At 73.0% G+C, this 19,616-nt stretch carries 14 protein-coding genes and 1 pseudogene; 7 read left to right on the top strand and 8 right to left on the bottom strand.

Features of this window, described 5'->3' with window-relative positions:
• A pseudogene (locus tag FQY79_RS15725) lies at positions 1 to 510 on the bottom strand (transposase); the annotation flags it as partial.
• On the opposite strand from FQY79_RS15725, the gene FQY79_RS14960 reads away from it, so the two are divergent.
• On the top strand, positions 479 to 1,009 hold the full coding sequence (locus tag FQY79_RS14960; RefSeq protein WP_246123152.1) for a LysR substrate-binding domain-containing protein: 531 nt from the start codon (positions 479 to 481) through the stop codon (positions 1,007 to 1,009). The pseudogene FQY79_RS15725 and the gene FQY79_RS14960 sit on opposite strands and share 32 nt — an antisense overlap.
• A 3-nt stretch (positions 1,010 to 1,012) precedes the next feature.
• On the opposite strand, the gene FQY79_RS14955 is transcribed toward FQY79_RS14960, so the two are convergent.
• Positions 1,013 to 1,465, bottom strand: coding sequence for a MarR family winged helix-turn-helix transcriptional regulator (locus FQY79_RS14955; protein ID WP_146313689.1), 453 nt, complete (start codon positions 1,463 to 1,465; stop codon positions 1,013 to 1,015).
• Positions 1,466 to 1,536: 71 nt separating this feature from the next.
• Between FQY79_RS14955 and FQY79_RS14950 the strand changes: the two genes are divergently transcribed.
• A complete protein-coding gene (locus tag FQY79_RS14950) occupies positions 1,537 to 2,694 on the top strand; it encodes an efflux RND transporter periplasmic adaptor subunit (RefSeq protein ID WP_146313688.1) in 1,158 nt (385 codons plus the stop codon).
• Positions 2,695 to 2,699: 5 nt separating this feature from the next.
• Positions 2,700 to 5,780 (top strand): efflux RND transporter permease subunit, encoded by a 3,081-nt coding sequence (locus FQY79_RS14945; RefSeq protein WP_222434302.1) that lies wholly within the window; start codon positions 2,700 to 2,702, stop codon positions 5,778 to 5,780.
• 56 nt (positions 5,781 to 5,836) lie between these two features.
• On the opposite strand, the gene FQY79_RS14940 is transcribed toward FQY79_RS14945, so the two are convergent.
• From FQY79_RS14940 to FQY79_RS14925, 4 genes are read right to left on the bottom strand one after another with little or no spacing between them, the layout of a single operon-like run.
• Positions 5,837 to 6,904, bottom strand: coding sequence for an acyltransferase family protein (locus FQY79_RS14940; protein ID WP_281289337.1), 1,068 nt, complete (start codon positions 6,902 to 6,904; stop codon positions 5,837 to 5,839).
• Complete coding sequence (nagA, locus tag FQY79_RS14935; protein WP_146313687.1) at positions 6,901 to 8,052, bottom strand: N-acetylglucosamine-6-phosphate deacetylase; 1,152 nt, start codon at positions 8,050 to 8,052, stop codon at positions 6,901 to 6,903. The genes FQY79_RS14940 and nagA overlap by 4 nt, the downstream gene beginning before the upstream one ends.
• On the bottom strand, positions 8,052 to 9,101 hold the full coding sequence (locus FQY79_RS14930) for an SIS domain-containing protein (RefSeq protein WP_246123151.1): 1,050 nt from the start codon (positions 9,099 to 9,101) through the stop codon (positions 8,052 to 8,054). The genes nagA and FQY79_RS14930 overlap by 1 nt, the downstream gene beginning before the upstream one ends.
• Positions 9,102 to 9,106: 5 nt before the next feature.
• Complete coding sequence (locus FQY79_RS14925; protein WP_146313685.1) at positions 9,107 to 10,180, bottom strand: LacI family DNA-binding transcriptional regulator; 1,074 nt, start codon at positions 10,178 to 10,180, stop codon at positions 9,107 to 9,109.
• A gap of 351 nt (positions 10,181 to 10,531) precedes the next feature.
• Between FQY79_RS14925 and FQY79_RS14920 the strand changes: the two genes are divergently transcribed.
• From FQY79_RS14920 to FQY79_RS14910, 3 genes are all read left to right on the top strand, one after another.
• Complete coding sequence (locus FQY79_RS14920; RefSeq protein ID WP_246123150.1) at positions 10,532 to 11,653, top strand: glucokinase; 1,122 nt, start codon at positions 10,532 to 10,534, stop codon at positions 11,651 to 11,653.
• Positions 11,640 to 14,456 carry a TonB-dependent receptor gene (locus tag FQY79_RS14915; protein ID WP_146313684.1) on the top strand — a complete coding sequence of 939 codons (2,817 nt, stop codon included), beginning with the start codon at positions 11,640 to 11,642 and terminating at the stop codon, positions 14,454 to 14,456. Before FQY79_RS14920 ends, FQY79_RS14915 begins: the two co-directional genes overlap by 14 nt.
• Positions 14,457 to 14,613: 157 nt before the next feature.
• The gene (locus tag FQY79_RS14910) at positions 14,614 to 16,962 is read left to right on the top strand and encodes a beta-N-acetylhexosaminidase (protein WP_146313683.1); all 2,349 of its coding nucleotides are present in this window, start codon (positions 14,614 to 14,616) and stop codon (positions 16,960 to 16,962) included.
• A gap of 33 nt (positions 16,963 to 16,995) precedes the next feature.
• Here the strand turns inward: FQY79_RS14910 and FQY79_RS14905 are convergent, their stop codons facing one another.
• Complete coding sequence (locus FQY79_RS14905) at positions 16,996 to 17,415, bottom strand: VanZ family protein (protein WP_146313682.1); 420 nt, start codon at positions 17,413 to 17,415, stop codon at positions 16,996 to 16,998.
• The gene (locus FQY79_RS14900; protein WP_146313681.1) at positions 17,412 to 18,590 is read right to left on the bottom strand and encodes a class I SAM-dependent methyltransferase; all 1,179 of its coding nucleotides are present in this window, start codon (positions 18,588 to 18,590) and stop codon (positions 17,412 to 17,414) included. Before FQY79_RS14900 ends, FQY79_RS14905 begins: the two co-directional genes overlap by 4 nt.
• 53 nt (positions 18,591 to 18,643) lie before the next feature.
• Between FQY79_RS14900 and FQY79_RS14895 the strand changes: the two genes are divergently transcribed.
• Positions 18,644 to 19,381: a pteridine reductase gene (locus tag FQY79_RS14895; RefSeq protein ID WP_146313680.1), complete on the top strand. Its 738-nt coding sequence runs from the start codon at positions 18,644 to 18,646 to the stop codon at positions 19,379 to 19,381.
• Positions 19,382 to 19,616: the final 235 nt, after the last annotated feature.

Below are 19,616 nucleotides of genomic sequence, written 5' to 3'. Positions count from 1 at the left end.
GGCGCCACAGGCGCCGCACCCGGGCCTCGCCCAGGTCCAACCAGGCCGCCATGCGGCGATACCCGAACCGCGGCACCTTCGGCGACGCGGCCAGCAGCCGCTCGGCCACCGCCTGGTCCTTGGCGGCTTGGCGCGGGGCGTAGCTGGCGATGCGGCGGCTCAGGCCCAGGTAACGAAGGGCCTTTCGCTGCGAGATACCCCGACGGACCAGCACCTGGACCGTGTCGCGTCGTTCCGACGGGGTCATCATTTTTTTCGGACGATCTCCTTCATCCCGTCGATGACCAGCATCTGCTCGGCCACCAGCCGCTTGAGCCGGGCGTTCTCGGACTCGAGGTCCTTGAGCCGCCGGGCGTCGGGCACGTCCAGGCCACCGAACTTGTTGCGCCAGCGGAAAAAGGTCTGCTCGGTCAGGTTGTGCTTCTTGCACAGGGCCTTGATCGACATGGCGCCGACCTCGGCCTCGCGCAGGATGCCGATGATCTGCTCGTCGGTGAGCGGCAGCGGCATCGACCTGGCGATCCGCTATGCCAGCGCGCGCCACGTGCCGCCCGGCTCCCCGCGGCTGTTCGACGAGGTGGTGGTGCCGGTGGCGAGCCCGTCGCTGGGCGTGGACGCGCTGCGCTCGCCGCGGGCGCTGTCCGGGCTCACCCTGCTCGAGTTCGAGGAACGCTATCCCTGGCTGCAGTGGGGCCACTGGCTGGAGAGCCGCGGCTGGCAGTCGGCGCGGCCGCGCGGGTCGCTGCAGTTCAACCAGTACGACCTGGTGATCCAGGCCGCGCTGGCCGGACAGGGCGTGGCGCTGGGGCGGCGCGAGCTGATCCGCCCGATGCTCGACGACGGCCGCCTGGTGGCGCTGGCCCCGCCGCGGCGCGGCGAGACGCAGGGCTACGCCTACTGGCTGGTGCGCGCGCCGGGCACTGCCCGGCCGGAAGTGGAGCGCGTCGCCGACTGGATCATGCGCGAGGCGGCGCAACAGGCGGGCAAGTCCGCGCCACGACGGCGCTGAGCCTCAGTCGCGGCGGCCGCGGAACAGGCGCTGCAGCAGGTCGCGCGCGAGCTGCTGTTCGGACGCGTCCAGGTTCTCCACCAGCGGGCCGAGCGCGGCGCGGCCCTCGGCGCGCAGCTGCCGCAGCAGGCGCGCGCCCTCGTCGGTGAGCACCACGTCGGTGGCGCGGGCGTCGTCCTCGTTCGGCACGCGCGCCACCAGGCCGCGCTTCTCGGCGCGCGCGACCAGGCCGGACATCGTCTGCTTCTCGAGGCCGAGGTAGTCGGCCAGTTCGGTCATGCGCGGGCGGCGGTCGCGCAGGATGCCGAGCATCCGGACCATCGACAGCGACAGGTCGTGCGCGGCGCCGAGGCGGCTGATCACCGCCATCACCACGAACGAGGCGGTGACCAGGGTGTCGACCAGCCCTTCGCGGGGGTCGGGGGGCTGGCGGGTGGACGGGTGCTTGCGGGCCATGGGCGCCATCTTGACATGGTTCGTATTGCGTATCAGTATTTGATCGTAATACGAACTATCAGGAGCCGACGATGGACCGCAGGACCCGACCGCCCCGCCTCCGCCGCGCCGTCCGCGGCGGCGTCCCCGGCGGGCGCCGCGCCTGGCTGGCGGTGATGTCCACGGCGCTGGCGCTGGCCGCGGTGCTGCTGCTGGCGCTGCGCGATCCGTCCGGGGACGAGGCGGCGCCCCCGCCGCCGACGCTGGCGGTGCGGGCCGTGGCGCCCGAACCGCGGACCTGGCCGTCCACCCTGCCCGCGGTGGGCAGCATCGCCGCCTGGCAGGAAGTGGTGGTGGGCGCGGAGATCGGCGGCCAGCGGCTGTCGCGGCTGCTGGTGGACGTGGGCGATACGGTGCGCAAGGGCCAGCTGCTGGCCGAGCTGGGCCCGGGGCCGCTGCAGGCCCAGCTCGACGCCAGTCGCGCGGCGCTGCGCGAGGCGCAGGTGATGGCCGACGACGCCGCGCGCTCGGCGGCGCGCGCGCTCGAACTGCGCGACTCGGGGCTGATGTCGCGGCAGTCGATCGACCAGGCCGTGGCCGCGCGCGACGCGGCGCGGGCACGGCTGGCCGCGGCGCGGGCGCAGGTGGAGGCCGACGCGATGCGGCTGGGCTACGCACGCATCCTCGCGCCCGACGACGGCGTGGTCAGCGCGCGCGCCGCGGTCGAGGGCGCGCTGGTGCAGGAAGGCGCCGAACTGCTGCGCCTGCAGCGCCAGGGCCGGCTGGAATGGCGCGCCGAGGTGCCCGCCGCCGACCTCGCCCGGGTCGCGCCGGGCCAGGTGGCGCGGATCGCCAGCGGCACGGGCCATCTCGAAGGGCGCGTGCGCCAGGTGGCACCGCAGGTCGACCCGCAAACCCGCACCGGGCTGGTGTACGTCGATCTCCCGGCCGGCGACGGCGTGCGCGCCGGCCAGTTCGCGCGCGGCGAACTGCTGCTGGGCACGCGCGAGGTGCTGACCCTGCCCGAGAGCGCGCTGCTGATGCGCGACGGCGGCAGCCACGTGTTCCTGGTCGAGGGCGACACGGTCCGCCAGCGCAAGGTGGAACCGGGCGCGCGCCGCGGCGACCGGGTGGAGATCCGCGCCGGGCTCGCCCCCGGCGAGCGGGTGGTGGAATCGGGCGTGGCCTTCCTCGCCGACGGCGTGGCGGTGCGCGTGGTCGGCGACGCGGCCGTCGCGGACGCGCGCTGACCGCCATGGCCATCAACGTCTCCGCGTGGTCGATCCGCAACCCGGTGCCGGCGACGCTGCTGTTCGCCCTGCTCACGCTGGCCGGCCTGTTCGCGTTCCGCGGCGCGACCGTGCAGCACTTCCCCGACGTGGATCTGCCGATGGTGGTGGTCACCGCCAGCCTGCCCGGCACCGCGCCGGCGCAGATGGAAACCGAGGTCGCGCGGCGGCTGGAGAACGCGATGGCGACCATGACCGGCCTGCGCCACCTGCACACCACGGTGCAGGACGGCGTGGCCACCATCGCCGCCGAGTTCCGCCTGGAGAAGGATCCGCAGCAGGCGCTCGACGACACCCGCGCCGCGGTGGCGCGCGTGCGCAGCGACCTGCCGCCCGCGCTGCGCGACCCGGTGGTGCGCAGGATCGAGTTCAAGAACGCGCCGATCCTCACCTACACCGTGGCCTCGCAGCGCATCGACGAGGAGGCGCTGTCGTGGCTGGTGGACGACCTGGTCACCCGGCGCCTGCTGGCGGTGCCGGGCGTGGGCGCGGTGCGCCGCATCGGCGGCGTGGACCGCCAGGTGCGGGTGGAACTGGATCCCGACCAGCTGCTGGCGCTGCGGGTGAGCGCGGCCGATGTCTCGCGCCGCCTGCTGCAATTGCAGCGCGAGGCGCCGGGCGGCCGCGCCCGGCTGGGCGGCGGCGAGCAGACGGTGCGCACGCGGGTCGAGGTGCCGTCGGCGGACGCGCTGCGCGCGCTCGAACTGCCGCTGTCCGACGGGCGGATCGCGCGCCTGGACCAGGTGGCCACGGTCACCGACGGCCGCGCCGAGCGCCGCAGCGGCGCGTTCCTCGACGGGCGTCCGGTGGTGGCTTTCGAGGTGGTGCGGACGATCGGCGCCGGCGACCTCGCGGTGGCCGACGGGGTGCGCGAGGCGCTGGACCGGCTGGCGCGCGAGCGCCCGGAGCTGGAGATCGCCGAGGCGTTCAACGCCGTCGATCCGGTGCGCGAGAACTACCGCGGCAGCCTGTCGCTGCTGCTCGAGGGCGCGGTGCTGGCGGTGCTGGTGGTGGGCCTGTTCCTGCGCGACGTGCGCGCCACCCTGGTCAGCGCGGTGGCGCTGCCGCTGTCGATCCTGCCGACCTTCGTGCTGATGCAGTGGATGGGGTTCACGCTCAACATCATCACCCTGCTGTCGCTGTCGCTGGTGGTCGGGATCCTGGTGGACGATGCGATCGTGGAGATCGAGAACATCATGCGCCACCTCGCCGAGGGCAAGTCGCCGCTGCAGGCGGCGCGCGAGGCGACCGACGAGATCGGGCTGGCGGTGATCGCGACCACGTTCGCCCTGGTCGCGGTGTTCCTGCCGACCGCGTTCATGGACGGCCTGGCCGGGAAATTCTTCCGCCAGTTCGGCTGGACCGCGGCGATCGCGGTGTTCTTCTCGCTCGTGGTGGCGCGGCTGCTGACGCCGATGATGGCGGCGTACCTGCTGAAGGCGCCCAGGCAGGTGGCGCGCGAGCCGTCATGGATGCCGGCCTGCCTCGCGGCGGCGCGCTGGGCGCTCACCCATCGCGGCACGGCGCTGACCGCGACGGCGGCGTTCGTCGTGCTCGCCTGCCTGCCGCTGGCGACCGGCACGCTGCAGACCAGCTTCATGCCGCCGGAGGACGTGGGCCAGGTGAAGGTCACGATCGAGCTGCCGCCGGGCAGCCCGTACGAGCGCACCCGCGCGGTGACCGAACAGGCGCGGCGCGCCGTGGCCGGGCATCCGCACGTGCGCCGGGTGTACGCCGCGATCGGCGGCGGCAGCGGCGGCGAGGACTCCCCGGGCGGCGTGCCGGAAGCGCGCATGGCCTGGCTCACGCTCGGCCTGGCGCCGCGCGGCGAACGCAGCGGGGTGACCCAGCAGCAGGTCGAGCGCGAGCTGCGCGCGCGCCTGCGCGACGTGCCCGGCGCGCGCATCCGCGTCGGCAGCAGCGACACCTACACCCTCGCCCTCTCCGGCGAGGACGCCGACCTGCTGGCGCGGCACGCGGCGGTGGTGGAACGCGAGCTGCGCACCCTGCCCGGCATCGGCCAGGTCACGACCCGGTCCAGCCTGCAGCGGCCGGAGGTGATCGTGCGCCCCGACCCCGCGCGCGCCGCCGACCTCGGCGTCAGCACCGAGGCCATTGCCGAGACCGTGCGCGTGGCCACCCAGGGCGACTACGAGCAGCTGCTGCCGCGGCTCGACCTCGACCAGCGCCAGGTGCCGATCGTGGTGCGCCTGCCCGAAGAGGCCACGCGCGACCTCGACCTGCTGCGCCAGCTCACCGTGCCCGGCGCCCGTGGCCCGGTGCCGCTGCGCGAGGTGGCGACGCTGGAGATCGCCAGCGGACCGGCCCAGGTCGACCGCCTCGACCGGCGGCGCAACGTCAACTTCGAGATCGAGCTCGACGGGCAGGCGCTGGGCGCGGTGCAGCGGCGCGTGGCGCAACTGCCGAGCCTGGCGCGACTGCCGCCCGGCCTCGCCCGCGCCGACATCGGCCAGGCCGAGACCTCGAACGAGAGCGGCCGCGGCTTCCTGCTGGCGATGGGCACCGGCGTGGCCTGCATCTACGTGGTGCTGGTGCTGCTGTTCGGCACCTGGCTGCAGCCGCTGACCATCCTCGGCGCGCTGGCGCTGTCGATCCCCGGCGCGATCCTGGCGCTGGTGGCGACCGGCCACCACCTGAGCCTGCCGGCGATGATCGGCATGGTGATGCTGATGGGCATCGCCAGCAAGAACTCGATCCTGCTGGTGGAGTACGCGATCGTGGCGCGGCGCGACCACGGCCTGTCGCGGCTCGATGCCCTGCTCGACGCCTGCCGCAAGCGCGCCCGGCCCATCGTGATGACCACGCTGGCGATGGGCGCCGGCATGCTGCCGATCGCGCTTGGCTTCGGTGCGGACCCCTCGTTCCGCGCCCCGATGGCGATCGTCGTCATCGGCGGCCTGACCACCTCGACCGTGCTCAGCCTGCTCGTCATCCCCGTGCTCTACACCTGCGTCGACGACCTCGCCAGCCGCTTCCACCGCACCCACCGGCGCAGCCCCGCACCCGCCACCCCCCGCCCCCTGTAGGAGCGGCTTCAGCCGCGACCACCCCCCGCCCGCACGCAGATCGCATCCACGCCCCCTCAGATCCTGACCCGCCACCCCCGCGCATCCATCCACCGCACCACCCCCCACCACAGCGCGACGAAACAGAGCGCAAACGCCAGCGACGGCACGTACGGCCCGAACCGCGGCGTCATCCACCCCGCGAACGCCCACCCGTACACCGCGCCCCACTGCCCGCTGGCCGCGAGCAGGCACACCATCAGCGCCGAACCGGCATAGGCGGTGATCGCGTTGACGCCGAAGCTGCGGCCGACGGCGGGCCAGCCGCGGCGGTCGATGAGCAGGTGCAGCAGCCACAGTGCCAGCGCCGCCCAGCCGGCGGTCCACAGTGCGTAGGACGAGGTCCACAGCGCCTTGTTGAACGGCATCGCCAGCGACCACAGCGCGCCGAGCACCAGCATCGCGATCCCCATCCCCAGCAGCCGCTGCGGCCGGCCGCGACGCAGCCAGTCGCCGGCGCGCACGCCGAGCAGCACCGTGGCGATCGCCGGCAGCGTGGACACCAGCCCCTCCGGATCGTGGCCGAGGCCGGTCCCCGGGTCGTACCGGTACAGCAGCGGCGCGAACAGCGCGGTGTCGATGCGGTCGGCGAGATTGTGCAGCGGCGCGTAGCCAGCGGGCGCGAGCAGCACCCACCAGCCGAGCAGCAGCGCGGCCACCAGCGCCCACTGCGTGCGCGGCTTCAGGTGCAGCGCCAGCGGCGCGGCGACCAGGAAGCACAGGCCGATCCGCTGCAGCACCCCCCACACGCGGTAGTGCGGGGTGTCGAAGGCCCACCACGCGACCAGGTGCAACAGCAGGCCGAGCGCGACGATGCGCAGCCCGCGCACGGCGATCGCGCGATGCAGCGCGGCCGTGGCCGCGCCCGCCTCCGCGCGCGGCGCCACACCGAGCGCGATCGACACGCCGACCACGAACAGGAAGAACGGGAACACCAGGTCGGTCGGCGTGCAGCCGTGCCAGGGTGCGTGCAGCAACGGCGCGTAGACATGGCCCCAGTCGCCCGGGGTGTTGACCAGCAGCATGGCCGCGACGGTGAGCCCGCGCAGCGCGTCGACCGAGTCGAAGCGCCGGGCGCCGCTCACGCCGCGTGCCGCTCCATGTCGCCGCCGATCCAGGTGGCGCGCACCTGCAGCGCGGCGTCGAGCAGCACCAGGTCGGCCGCGAGGCCGGGCGCGATGCGCCCGCGTTCGCCGTCGATGCGCAGGAACCGCGCCGGATAGGTGGCGGCCATGCGCGCGGCCTCCTCCAGCGGCAGGCCGAGCAGCCGTACGCAGTTGCGCACGGCCGTGGCCATGTCGAGCGCCGATCCGGCCAGCGCCCCGGCGGCGTTGCGGACCACGCCATCGACCGCGGTGATGGTCTCGCCGTAGAGCTCGAACGAGGGGCTGCCGGCGCCGACCATCGGCATCGCGTCGGTGACCAGGAACAGCTTGCCGCGCGGCTTGGCCGCCAGCGCCACGCGCAGGCTGGCCGGGTGCACGTGCACGCCGTCGACGATGATCCCGCACCAGCTGCCCTGGTCCTCGAGCGCGGCGCCGACCACGCCCGGCTCGCGCCCCGCGATCGGGGTCATGGCGTTGTAGAGGTGGGTGAATCCGCGCACGCCCGCGTCGAGGCCCGCGCGAGTCGCCGCGTAGTCCGCCGCGGTGTGCCCCGCGCAGACGATGACGCCGCGGGCGACGAGATCGCGGATCGTGTCGGCCGGCACGCGTTCGGGCGCGAGGGTGAGCACGGTGACGCCGTTGCCCAGCGAGGTGGCGAGCGCGACCTCGTCCGCATCGGGCACCCGGAACACCGACGCGTCATGCGTGCCCTTGCGCGCGGGCGCCAGGTACGGCCCTTCGAGGTGGATGCCGAGCACGCCGGGCACGCCTCGTGCGATCGCTTCGCGCACGGCCGCGATCGCCTCGCGCATGGTCCCGACCCGGTCGCTGATCAGCGTCGGCAGCAGGCCGGTGGTGCCGAAGCGCCGGTGCGCGCGGGCGATCGCGCGCACGCCTTCGACCGTGGGCGTGTTGTTGAGCAGCACCCCGCCGCCGCCGTTGACCTGGGCGTCGATGAAGCCGGGCAGCAGCCAGCCGCCCTCGAGGTCGACGGCGTCGGCATCGCGCACGCGCGGATCGCCGGCCGCGGCCACGGTGGCGATGCGGCCGCCCTCGACCAGCACCGCGTGGCCTTCGAGGAAGCCCGCGTCGCCGAGCACGCGGCCGTTGACCAGCGCGGTGGCCATCAGACCGTCTCGGTGACCTTGTTGAGGTGCGGCGGCTGGTCCGGGTCGTGGCCGCGGGCGATCGCGAGCGCGTTGGCCATGCGGTAGAACGACTGCACCAGCAGCAGCGGCGCGCAGGCCGGATGCGGCGGCGCGGCCACGGGCAGGTTGCCTTCGGGCCCGGGCAGCGCGGCCCAGACCCGGGCGCCGCGCGCGCGGAACTCCGCGACCAGCGCGCGCGTGCCGTCGAGCGTGGCGTCGGGCTGGGCGAGCACCAGCACCGGGAAGCCCTCGCCCACCAGCGCCATCGGCCCGTGCTTGACCTCGGCCGCGCTGTAGGCCTCGGCGTGCAGGCCGCAGGTTTCCTTGAACTTGAGCGCCGCCTCCTGCGCGGCGGCGAGCCCGAGGCCGCGCCCGATCACGTACAGGTTGCGCGCCGGCACCAGGCCGTCCACCGCGTCGGACCAGTCGCAGTCCCAGGCGCGGCGCATCGCCCCGGGCAGCCGCTCGAGCGCGTCGAGCAGCGCTGCGTCGCCGCTCCACAGCGCGCCCAGCTGCAGGATCGCCGAGAGCGAGGCCAGGTAGCTCTTGGTCGCCGCCACGCTGCGCTCGGGGCCGGCGTGCAGCGGCACCACCACGTCGGCGAGCGCCGCCAGCGGCGAGTCGGCGACGTTGACCATCGCCACCACCCGCGCCCCGGCCTCGCGCGCGGCCTCGGCATTGCGCAGCAGGTCCGGGCTCCTGCCCGACTGGGAAATGGCGAGGAACAGCGCGCCGCGCATGCGCTGCGGCACGCTGTACACCGACCCCACCGAGGGCGAGACCGACGTGGTCACGATGCCCAGGCGGGTCTCGAGCAGGGCCTTGGCATAGGTGGCGGCATGGTCGGAGCTGCCGCGCGCGCAGGTGGCGACGAACGGCGGCGGGCTGCGCTGCAGTTCCGCGGCCAGCGCCGACAGCACGTCGCGGTTGGCGGCGAGTTGCGCGGCGAGCACGTCGGGCGCCTCGGCGGCTTCCCGGAACATGCGCGTGGAACCGGCGCACGTCGCGGGCGGGCCGGGGTCATGCATGGGGTTCATGGTTCACCATTGGCAGGCGACGGCGCGCGCGGGCGCACCGGCGCGGTCGATCCGCGCACCACCAGCTGCGGCACGAAGCCCTGGTTGGGCACCGGCGGCGCGTCCGGGCGCAGGCTGGCGATGAGCATCCGCGCCGCGTGGCGCGCGATCTCCTCGGTGGCCTGCTTGGCGGTGGTGAGCGCCGGCCAGGACTGGCGCGAGAACGGGCTGTCCTCGAAGCCGGCGATCGACAGGTCGTAGGGCACGTTCATGCCGGCCGACTTGGCCGCGGCCAGCACGCCGGCCGCGATCTCGTCGTTGGAGCCGAAGATGGCGGTGGGCGGGTCGCGCAGCGCGAGCAGGCGGCGCGCGCCGCGGAAGCCGTCGTCGAAGGTGTAGTCGCCCGGGATCACCAGGTGCTTGTCGAGGGTGATGCCGTAGTCCTTGAGCGCCTGTTCGTAGCCCAGGTAGCGCTCGGAGCTGGAGCGGTGCTCCTGGCCGCCCCAGAGGAAGCCGATGCGCTGGTGGCCGAGCTGGATCAGGTGCTCGGTGATCTCGTAGGCGGCGTCGCGGTCGTCGACATAGACGCAGGGATAGCCGTCGGCGGGGTCTTCGGCCGCGGCGATGATGCGGGTGGCGCGCACCCCGGCCCGCGCCAGCGCCTCGACCAGGTCCATGCGCTCGGACATCGGCGCGGTCAGCACCAGCCCGGCCAGGCGCGAGCGCTGCACCAGTTCCACCAGCTCCTCGGCCAGCAGCGGCGAGGTCGCGTCGCAGGGATGGATCTGCAGGCCGAAGCCGGTCTCGCGGCAGGCGGCGAGCACGCCGTTCTGCATGCCGATGATGTGGTACGGGTTCGGGTTGTCGTACACCAGGCCGATCACGTAGGCGCTGGAGCTGCGCAGGTTGCGCGCGGAGGGATCGGGCTCGTAGTCGAGCTCGGCGATGGCCTGCAGCACTCGGGCGCGGGTCGCGGGCAGCACCGAGGGCTCGTTATTGATCACGCGCGAGACGGTCTTGAGCGAGACCCCGGCGCGCTGGGCGACCGTCCGGATCGTCGGTTTGCGCTGGCTGGCGGTCTCCTCACCCATCTCCGTTCCCGAGGATTCTTGTCCGCTGTCCGGACACGGCGACTAACGTTGTCATATTTTCCGCCGGAAAGCTACTTCATGCGCACCCGCGCCGGCCAAGGCCCGCGCAGCAGGGGTGTTGTCCTGCAGCATGGATGCCGTGGACACCGACGGGACACGGCGCGCCAGGCGGCGGTTTTGCTGAGACTGGCAGACACAATCCATGAATTTTCTCCATGATCGTCCTGTACATGGGTTGAATTCCTGGCCCGCCCCCGGCGCCGCCATCGGCCTGCTTGACATCGTTGTCACCGGTTCCAACACTCGGCGCGTGCCCTGGCATCCGGCCAGTGGCGAACCACAGGAGTCCACGTGGGAGCACCCGCCAGCCCCCTGCCCCCCACCGGCGCCCCTTCCGCCGGCGCGCCGTTCATCGCCGCCGACGTGGGCGGGACGCACGTGCGCGTCGGCCTGGTGGACGGGCACGACCCGTCGGGCTTCCTGCAGTACCGCAAGTACGCCTGCGCCGATTTCGCCGGGCTCGGCGAGGTGCTGCAGGCATTCCTGGGCACGCTCGGGCCGGGGTTGGCGATCGACCGCGGCGTGATCGCCTGCGCCGGGCACGCGCTGGACGACGGCTCGCTGCTGTCGGTGAACCTCCCCTGGCCGGTGGTGCCGGCGCGCATCCGCGAGCAGCTGGGCTTCGACGACCTGCGCCTGGTCAACGATTTCGAGGCGGTGGCGCACGCGGTGGCGGCCGCGGACGCGCATTCGCTGCTGCGGCTGTCCGGCCCGGCCCGGGCGATGCCCGGCCCGACCCTGGTCGTGGGCCCGGGCACCGGCCTGGGCGCGGCGGTGCGGATCCCGGCGCGCGGCGGCGCGGTAGTGCTGGCCACCGAGGCCGGCCAGGCCGCGCTGACGGTGTCCACGCCGCTGGAGCTCGCGGTGCTGCAGGAGTTCCTGCGCGAACGCCGCCACGTGCCGATGGAACACGCGCTATCCGGCCCCGGGCTGCTGCGCATGCACCAGGCGCTGGCGCGGGTGCGCGGGGTCGCACCCACGCGGTCCACGCCCGACGCGATCAGCGCCGCCGCGCGCGCCGGCGACGACCCGCTCGCGCACGACACCCTGGACCTGTTCTGCGGCCTGCTCGGCAGCGCGGTCGGCGACATGGCGCTGCTCTACGGCGCCCACGGCGGCGTGCACCTGGCCGGCGGGATCCTGCCGCAGATCCGCGACTTCCTCGAACGCAGCAGCTTCGTCGCCCGCTTCCTCGACAAGGGGCCGATGCGCGAGGCGCTGCAGAAGATTCCCGTGACCCTGGTCGAGCACGGGCAGCTGGGCGTGATCGGCGCCGCCAGCTGGTACCTCGACCGGATCCGGCAGGAAGACGACGCGTGCACGGAGGCCGCCGCCCGGACACCACGACGCCGCAACACGGCGAGCACCGCAAGCCAAACACGTGATGGGGAGAACCACGATGAGACACCGTAAATCCATGCTCTCGACCGCGATCGCCGTGTGCCTCGGGATCGCGATGCCGGTCCACGCCCAGGAGGCCGCCGGTGAAGCGGCCGCGGACGAGGCCACCGAACTCGACCGCGTGGTCGTCACCGGCATCCGCGCCAGCCTGCAGCAGGCGCTGGACACCAAGCGCAACAGCGACGCGATCATCGACGTGGTCACCGCCGAGGACGTGGGCAAGTTCCCCTCGACCAACGTGGCCGAGGCGATCTCCACGCTGCCGGGCGTGACCATCGACAAGGCCTTCGGCCAGGGCGAGAAGATCAGCATCCTCGGCACCGATCCGGCGCTCAGCCGGACCCTGCTCAACGGCCAGACCGTGGCCTCGGCCGACTGGTTCATCACCGACCAGCCCGGCCGCACCTTCAACTACTCGCTGCTGGCCCCGCAGCTGGTGGGCAGGGTGGAGGTGTACAAGTCGCCCGAGGCGCACATCGACGAGGGCTCGATCGGCGGCACCGTGATCGTGCACACGCGCAAGCCGCTCGACCTGGAGCGCACCACCATCGCCGGCCACGTGGGCTACCTGTACAACGACCGCATCGAGGGCGGCGACCCGCAGGCCTCGCTCCTGTTCGGCTGGAAGAACGAGGCCGGCAACTTCGGCGTGATCGTCGCCGCGCAGCGCGCGGACGAAGGCATCCGCCGCGACGGCGTCGAGTCCTACGGCACGGTCACCGGCCGCGATTACGCCGAAGGCCAGGGCGGCGGCGGCTCGTTCGACCCGACCATGGACTGGGGCGCGGGCGTGGAGGTGCCGGGGCCGTGCTCGGGCGCGTGCGAGGCCACGCTGCGGGCGAACCCGGACGCGATCGCGCCCAACTCGATCAGCGCGCACTACTTCGAGCAGCAGCGCGAGCGCGACACCATCTCGGTGGCGCTGCAGTTCCGGCCGCACGAGAAGCTGGACATCGAGTTCAACGCGCTCGACGTCACCGCGCACTACGACAACATCAGCCATTCGATGTTCGCCTTCAACGGCAACGCCTGGAACAGCCTGATGCGGTTGCGCGACCTGGAGGTCGAGGGCGGGGTGATCACCCGCGCCTCGTTCACCAACGCGCTGACCGTCTACGACCTGATCAACCGCCAGGCGACGGTCGACACCGACTCCTACGACCTCAAGGCGACCTGGAACGACGAGCGCTGGTTCGCCTCCGCGCACGCGGGCACCACCAAGGCCACCGGCGGCACCGGGCGCCAGGTGTTCGGCGAGTTCCTGAACTGGGCCGACTACAGCTACGACCTCACCGGCACCCCGCGCCTGGACTTCGGCGGCTACAACTACGGTTCGGCGCCGGCGACCAGCCCGAACCTGCCGGGCAGCCCGTTCACCGATCCCGACGCGTTCCGCATCGACGGCGGCTGGGGCGCGGACCCGAACGACCCGGCCGGCTGGAACACCGGCTGGGGCGGCAACATCGTCACCAAGCCGACCTGGGACGAGGAGACCTACGGCCAGGTCGACTTCGGCATCCGCCTCGACTCGCCGGTGTACCAGGTGCGCTTCGGCCTCAAGCGCCGCGAGCACGAGACCGGGCAGACGATGGCCGGCGTGGCGGTGGCGGCGGTGGCCGGCTACGGCGATGCCACCACGGCCCGGTTCTCGCCACGCCCCTTGCCGTCCAACTACCTCAGCGGCTTCGGCGACACCGGCGACCTGTCCAACCGCTTCACCATCGACGGCTGGGCGCTGGCCGACTGGATCCTCAGCGGCGACTGGCTGGCGCCTTGGCAGACCATGCCCACGCCCGACGTGTTCGCCGACCCGTCGTTCGTGCAGAACACCTGGACCGTCACCGAGGACGTCGACGCGGCCTACGTGCAGGCCGACTACAGCTGGAACGGGCTGCGCGGCAACGTCGGCGTGCGTTTCGTGCGCACCGAGTCCGACAGCATGGGCTGGCAGTGCACCACCGGCGCGGCCTGCACCGCCGACGCCTACGCGCAGGTGAGCGTGCGCAAGAAGTACGAAGACTTCCTGCCCAACCTCAACGTCGTCTATGACCTGGCCAACGACCTGGTGCTGCGCTTCTCGGCGGCCAAGGTGATCTCGCGGCCCAACTTCGGCGACATGTCCACCTACCTGTGGCTGGGCCCGCAGACGCTCACCGGCGGCGGCGGCAACCCGGACCTCGACCCGTACCGCTCCACCAACCTCGACTTCTCCGCGGAGTGGTACTTCGCCGACAACGCGATCCTGGCCGGCACCGTGTTCCACAAGGAGGTGGGCAACTACATCCTGCACACCACCCGCACCGAGCAGCACCTCAACGTCAGCAACGGCGAGGTGATGGACTTCACCGTCTCGCGCCCGGACAACGCCGGCGAGGCGACCATCAAGGGCTTTTCGCTGGCCTACCAGCAGGCGCTGTGGGGCGGGCTGGGCCTGCTGGCCAACTACACCTACGCCGACGCCGAGGCCAGCAACGGCGACCCGATGCCGTGGACCTCGAAGGACCAGTACAACATCAGCCCGTTCTTCGAGAACGACCGCTGGAGCGCGCGCGTCACCTACTCCTGGCGTTCGAAGTACTACACCCAGGTCGACCGCGGCAACTTCCTGGTCACCGACGACTACGAGTCGCTCGACGCGAGCATCGGCTTCCGCATCAATGACCGCCTCAGCCTGACCCTGGACGGCATGAACCTGCTCGACTCGGAGTACTACACCTACGCCCAGGTCGAGGGCGTGCCGAACACCGAGAAGCTGGTGCGCGGCCTGTACCGCACCGGGCGCCGCTACATGGCCTCGCTGCGGATGCAGTTCTGACCGACGGCCACCCTCCCGACGGATGCCGTCCTCCCTCCGGGCCCGGAGCCGTTCCGGGCCCGTCTTTTTTCGCTATCGTCAGGCCGGGCGCCATGGCGGTTCCGCCGCGGCCGGCCGGCGACCCCGCACACATCAGGAGCAAGACGAGGATGAACCGATGATCCAGCTGTCTTCACGCGTGCGACATCTCGCGATGGTCCTGGGCGCCGCGATCGCGCTGGCGGCCTGCGGCGATCGCAGCCCGCCGCCTCCGGCGCAGGAGGCGGCCGCACCGGCCGAGGCGGCCTCCAGGCCCATGCTGGTGCCGCTGCCCGCGCGCCTGGAGCAGCGCGAGGGCAGCTTCCGCTTCGACGCCGGCGTCGCCCTGGGCGCGGCCGACGCGGCCGCGCGGCGCGTGGCCGGGCACTTCGCCGGCATGGTCGCGGCCACCCACGGCTTCACCCCGGCGCTGGCCGGCGAGGGCGCGCAGGCCGCGATCGTGTTCGCGATCGACCCGGCGGCCTCGCCCGACGCGCCGGAAGGCTACGAACTCGAGGTCACCCGCGAGGGCGCGCAGGTGCGCGCCAGCGACGAGCGCGGCCTGTTCTACGGCGCGGTCACGCTGTGGCAGCTGCTGTCCTCGGCCCAGGGCGAGGCGGTGCGGATCCCGGCGCTGCGGATCGAGGACGCGCCGCGCTTTTCCTGGCGCGGGCTGATGCTCGACTCGGCACGGCACTTCCAGTCGGTCGACGAGATCAAGCAGCTGATCGACGCGATGGCCCGGCACAAGCTCAACGTACTGCACTGGCACCTGACCGACGACCAGGGCTGGCGGATCGAGATCCCGAAGTACCCGAAGCTGATGGAGGTCGGCGGCTGCCGGATCCCGGCCGGCGAGGCCGGCACCGACCCCGATACCGGCCAGACCCGCCCGTACTGCGGCTGGTACACCCAGGACCAGATCCGCGACATCGTCGCCTACGCCGGCGAACGCCACATCATGGTGGTGCCCGAGTTCGACATGCCCGGCCACGTGCAGGCGGTGGTCGCGGCGTATCCCGAGTACGGCTCGCTCGGCGACACCCCGCCGGTGTCGAACGAATGGGGCGTGCACCAGTACCTGTTCAACGTCGACGAGGACACGTTCGCCTTCATCGAGGACGTGCTCGACGAGATCATGGCGCTGTTCCCCGCGCCCTACGTCCATGTCGGCGGCGACGAGGCGGTCAAGGACCAGTGGCAGGCCTCGGCGAAGGTGCAGGCGCGGATGAAGGAGCTCGGCATCGCCGACGAGACCGCGCTGCAGAGCTGGTTCATCAAGCGCATCGAGGCCTACCTGTCGGGCAAGGGCCGCAGGCTGCTGGGCTGGGACGAGATCCTCGACGGCGGGATCGCGCCGAACGCGACCGTGATGTCCTGGCGCGGCATCGAGGGCGGCATCGCCGCCGCGCGCGCCGGCCACGACGTGGTGATGGCGCCGGTCGACAAGCTGTACCTGGACTACCTGCAGACCTCGTCGCCGAACGAGCCGCCCGGCCGGCCGGTGCAGGTCACGCTGCGCGACGTGTACGAGTTCGAGCCGGTGCCGGCGGTGCTCGCCCCCGCCCAGCGCGGGCACATCCTCGGGGTGCAGGCCAACGTCTGGACCGAGCACATGCGCACCTTCGACCGGGTGCAGCATGCAGTCTTCCCGCGCATCGCGGCGCTGGCCGAGACCGCGTGGTCGCCGGCCGAAGCGCGCGATTTCGACAGCTTCCTCGCCCGCCTGCCGGTGCAGCTGCGCCGCTACGAGGCATTCGGCATCGCCTACGCGCGCACGCCGTTCGAGGTCCAGGCCACGGCCAGCGCCGACCGCGCCGCGGGCACGGTGGAGGTGGCGCTGGAGAACCCGCTCGGCTATCCGATCCGCTACACCACCGACGGCAGCGATCCCGACGGCGATTCGCCGCTGTATGAATCGCCGATCCAGGCCGCGCTGCCGCTGGAGGTGCGCGCGGCCGCGTTCGACGGCCCGCGCCCGCTGGCCCCGGCCACGCGCCACGTCTACGACGCGGCCAGCCTGCTGGTGCGCAGCGACGAGCAGCTGGCCACCTGCCCCGATACCGGCCGCCTGCTGCTGCGGCTGGAGGACGACGGCCCGGTGGACGGCGAGCGCGCGCTGTTCAACGTGACCATCTTCTATCCGTGCTGGCTGTGGCCGGAGGCCGACCTGGAGGGCATCGCCGCGGTGAAGGTGCGCCTGGGGCGGATGCCGTACTACTTCCAGCTCGCCCACGACGAGCCGCATCGCAAGTTCATGCCGGCGGACACGCCGCACGGCGAACTGCTGGTGCAGACCGGCGGCTGCAACGGCCCGACCGTGGCCCGCATCCCGCTGCCGGAGCGCACCGGGGCCGACGGCTTCGTCGAGGTGGAGGCCGCGTTCCCCGACGACGCGGGCGGCAGCACCGACCTGTGCTTCACCACCACCGGCGACACCCGCCCGGCGATGTGGGTGCTGGACCGGGTGGCGCTGGTCCCGCGCTGATGCCCCGTGGCCGGCGCCCGCCCGGGCGCCGGCTCAGCCGTCGCGGCGGCCGTCCAGGCGCAGCAGCAGGTCGTGCAGCGGCGTGAGCCGCGTGGCAAGCCCGGCGATCACGCCAAGCGTGTTGGCCAGGGCATCGTCGCCGTCGGCCATGCGGGTGTCGGTGAGGCTGCCCTGGGCGTATTCCAGGCCGATGCCGAGCAACACCAGGCCGAGGCCGGCGCCCAGCAGCGCCGGCCAGTTGCGGAACAGCTGCACCGCGCCCGCGGCCAGCGCGCCGTAGGCGAGGAAATGCGACCACTTGTCGCTGTGCTCGAAGTCGGGCATCGGCGGCGGCGGCATCAGCGACAGCACCACCACGGCGGCGATGCCCAGGCACCACAGGCCCGCCCACAGCCAGGCGTGGCGCAGCGGCTTGAGCGAACTGCCCGGGCGCCAGGGCGGACGCCGGGTCACAGGCGGTAGCTCAGGTCGCCGAGCAGGAACGACGCTTCCAGCGGCACGTCGCGGGCGAAGCCCATCACCTGGAAGCGTTCGCCCATGCTGCCGGGCACGGTCAGCATCTTGGCCTGCTGCCGCAGCGCGTAGCGCGCCGCCTCGTCGTGGGCGCGCGCCTCGTGCGCGGCCAGCCGCTGCTCCAGGCCGTTGCCGATCAGGAAGCTGGCCTGGGTGCAGTAGCCGGCCAGGTCGAAGCCGGCGCCGGTGCCGGCTTCGGCCAGTGCGGTGAAATCGACCGAGGCGGTGATGTCCTGCAGCCCCGGGCGCGCGAGCACGTCCTCGACCAGGCGGTGGCGGTGGAAGGCGCGCAGGGTGCCGTCGCGGCGGCGCGGATCGTAGTACTCGCGCCGCGGGTAGCCGTAGTCGACGAACAGCAGCGCGCCCGAGCGCAGGCCGCCGGCCACCGCCTGCAGCCAGTACGGCAGTTGCGGGAGCAGTTCGGCGCGATGGCCGTCCGCGAACGGGCCATCGAGCTGGCTCTCGACGTGGCGCACCGCGGCGGTGAGCAGGGCATCCGCGGGCCGCTCGACGATGCAGAAGCCATCGCCGTCGATCGCGACGTGCTCCTCGAACACCTCGCCACCCTGGATCGCGAACCGGGGCGTGGGCAGGGCGTCGAGCACCTCGTTGGCGAACAGTACCCCGTTCCAGTCGTCCGGCATCGGGCCCTGCAGCCACTCCACGCGCGCGAAGTCGGCGGCCGGGAGGATGGCCTGCAGGTGCGCCTGCTGGCGATCGCGCAGGTCGGCGCTGGGTTCGAGGATGGCGTAGCGCGCCGGCATCGCGTCGAGTTCCCGCAGCTGCGCGATCACATCGCCGGCGAAGCGGCCGCTGCCGGCGCCGACCTCGAGGAACCGCGCCTGGCGGCCGAGCGCGCGCAGCGACGGCGCCAGCGCCAACGCCACGCATTCGGCGAACAGCGGGCCCAGCTCGGGCGCGGTGACGAAGTCGCCCGCGGCGCCGAACTTGGTGGCGCCGGCGCTGTAGTAGCCCAGGCCCGGCGCGTACAGCGCCAGTTCCATGAAGCGCCAGAACGGAATCGCGCCGCCGGCGGCGGCGATCTGTTCCCGGATCAGCGCCTGCAGGCGCGCGCTGTGCGCGAGTGCATCGTCGGGAAGCGGGGAATCGGACATGGGCGGCGGCAACGGCGACAATGCGACAGGATAACGGCAATCCGGAGCCTGCCATGCCGCAACCGATTCCCGTGGCCCTGGTCACCGGCGGCGCGCGCCGCCTCGGCGCCGCGATCGTGCGCCGGCTGCACGCGTCCGGCTACGCGGTGGCCGTGCACTGCCGCCACTCGGCGGACGCGGCGCACGCGCTGGCCGCGGACCTCGAGCAGGCGCGCCCCGGCAGCAGCCTGGTGGTGGAGGCGGACCTGGCGCGCTTCGACGCCCTGCCCGAGCTGGTGGCGCGCACGGTGGGCCGGTTCGGCCGGCTCGACGCGCTGGTGAACAATGCCGCGGCCTTCTTCCCCACCCCGTTCGGCACCGTGACGCCCGACCAGTGGGACGCGCTGCTGGCCACCAACCTGCGCGGGCCGTTCTTCCTGGCGCAGGCCGCGGCCCCGCACCTGCGCGAGGCGCGCGGCGCTATCGTGAACATCAGCGACGTGTACGCGCGCCAGCCGCGCGCCGACCTTCCGGCCTATTGCGTGAGCAAGGGCGCGCTCGAGGCCATGACCCGGGCGCTGGCGGTGGCGCTGGCGCCGGAGGTGCGGGTGAACGCGCTCGCGCCCGGCGCGATCCTGTGGCCCGAGGACGCGCCGGACCCGGCGCTGCAGGCACGGATCCTGGCGCGCACCGCGCTCGGCCGCACCGGCACGGTGGAGGAGATCGCCGACACCGCGCTGTGGCTGCTGCGCGATGCCGGCTACACAACCGGCACCGTGGTGGCGGTGGACGGCGGGCGGGAGCCGGTGTGAGCGGTGGATGCTGCGTGGGTCGCGGCTGAAGCCGCTCCTGCGGAGACACGTCCAGGGTCGCGTTGCAGGGGCGGCTTCGGGGAACCGGTGGACGGGTGGAGGCCCGTGGGTCGCGGCTGAAGCCGCTCCTTGTACGTTACTGGTGTCCGGCATTTGGCCGGACAGGATCGGTTTCCGGGGAAGCCGTTTGCTCCTTGGGGCAGCATTGACTGACCCCGTTTGTAGAGCGGCTCCC

This window comes from Luteimonas wenzhouensis (assembly GCF_007859305.1).
GTDB lineage: Bacteria > Pseudomonadota > Gammaproteobacteria > Xanthomonadales > Xanthomonadaceae > Luteimonas > Luteimonas wenzhouensis.
The sequence above is the reverse complement of the archived record's forward strand: the minus strand, read 5'-3'. Positions and strand labels throughout refer to the sequence as shown.

Coding starts and splice junctions, on each gene's coding strand:
- FQY79_RS14955 (WP_146313689.1), bottom strand. CDS start 1,465: ATGGCCCGCAAGCACCCGTCCACCCGCCAGCCCCCCGACCCCCGCGAA.
- FQY79_RS14915 (WP_146313684.1), top strand. CDS start 11,640: ATGAGACACCGTAAATCCATGCTCTCGACCGCGATCGCCGTGTGCCTC.
- FQY79_RS14960 (WP_246123152.1), top strand. CDS start 479: ATGATCTGCTCGTCGGTGAGCGGCAGCGGCATCGACCTGGCGATCCGC.
- FQY79_RS14910 (WP_146313683.1), top strand. CDS start 14,614: ATGATCCAGCTGTCTTCACGCGTGCGACATCTCGCGATGGTCCTGGGC.
- FQY79_RS14925 (WP_146313685.1), bottom strand. CDS start 10,180: ATGGGTGAGGAGACCGCCAGCCAGCGCAAACCGACGATCCGGACGGTC.
- FQY79_RS14895 (WP_146313680.1), top strand. CDS start 18,644: ATGCCGCAACCGATTCCCGTGGCCCTGGTCACCGGCGGCGCGCGCCGC.
- FQY79_RS14950 (WP_146313688.1), top strand. CDS start 1,537: ATGGACCGCAGGACCCGACCGCCCCGCCTCCGCCGCGCCGTCCGCGGC.
- FQY79_RS14930 (WP_246123151.1), bottom strand. CDS start 9,101: ATGCATGACCCCGGCCCGCCCGCGACGTGCGCCGGTTCCACGCGCATG.
- FQY79_RS14945 (WP_222434302.1), top strand. CDS start 2,700: ATGGCCATCAACGTCTCCGCGTGGTCGATCCGCAACCCGGTGCCGGCG.
- nagA (WP_146313687.1), bottom strand. CDS start 8,052: ATGGCCACCGCGCTGGTCAACGGCCGCGTGCTCGGCGACGCGGGCTTC.
- FQY79_RS14900 (WP_146313681.1), bottom strand. CDS start 18,590: ATGTCCGATTCCCCGCTTCCCGACGATGCACTCGCGCACAGCGCGCGC.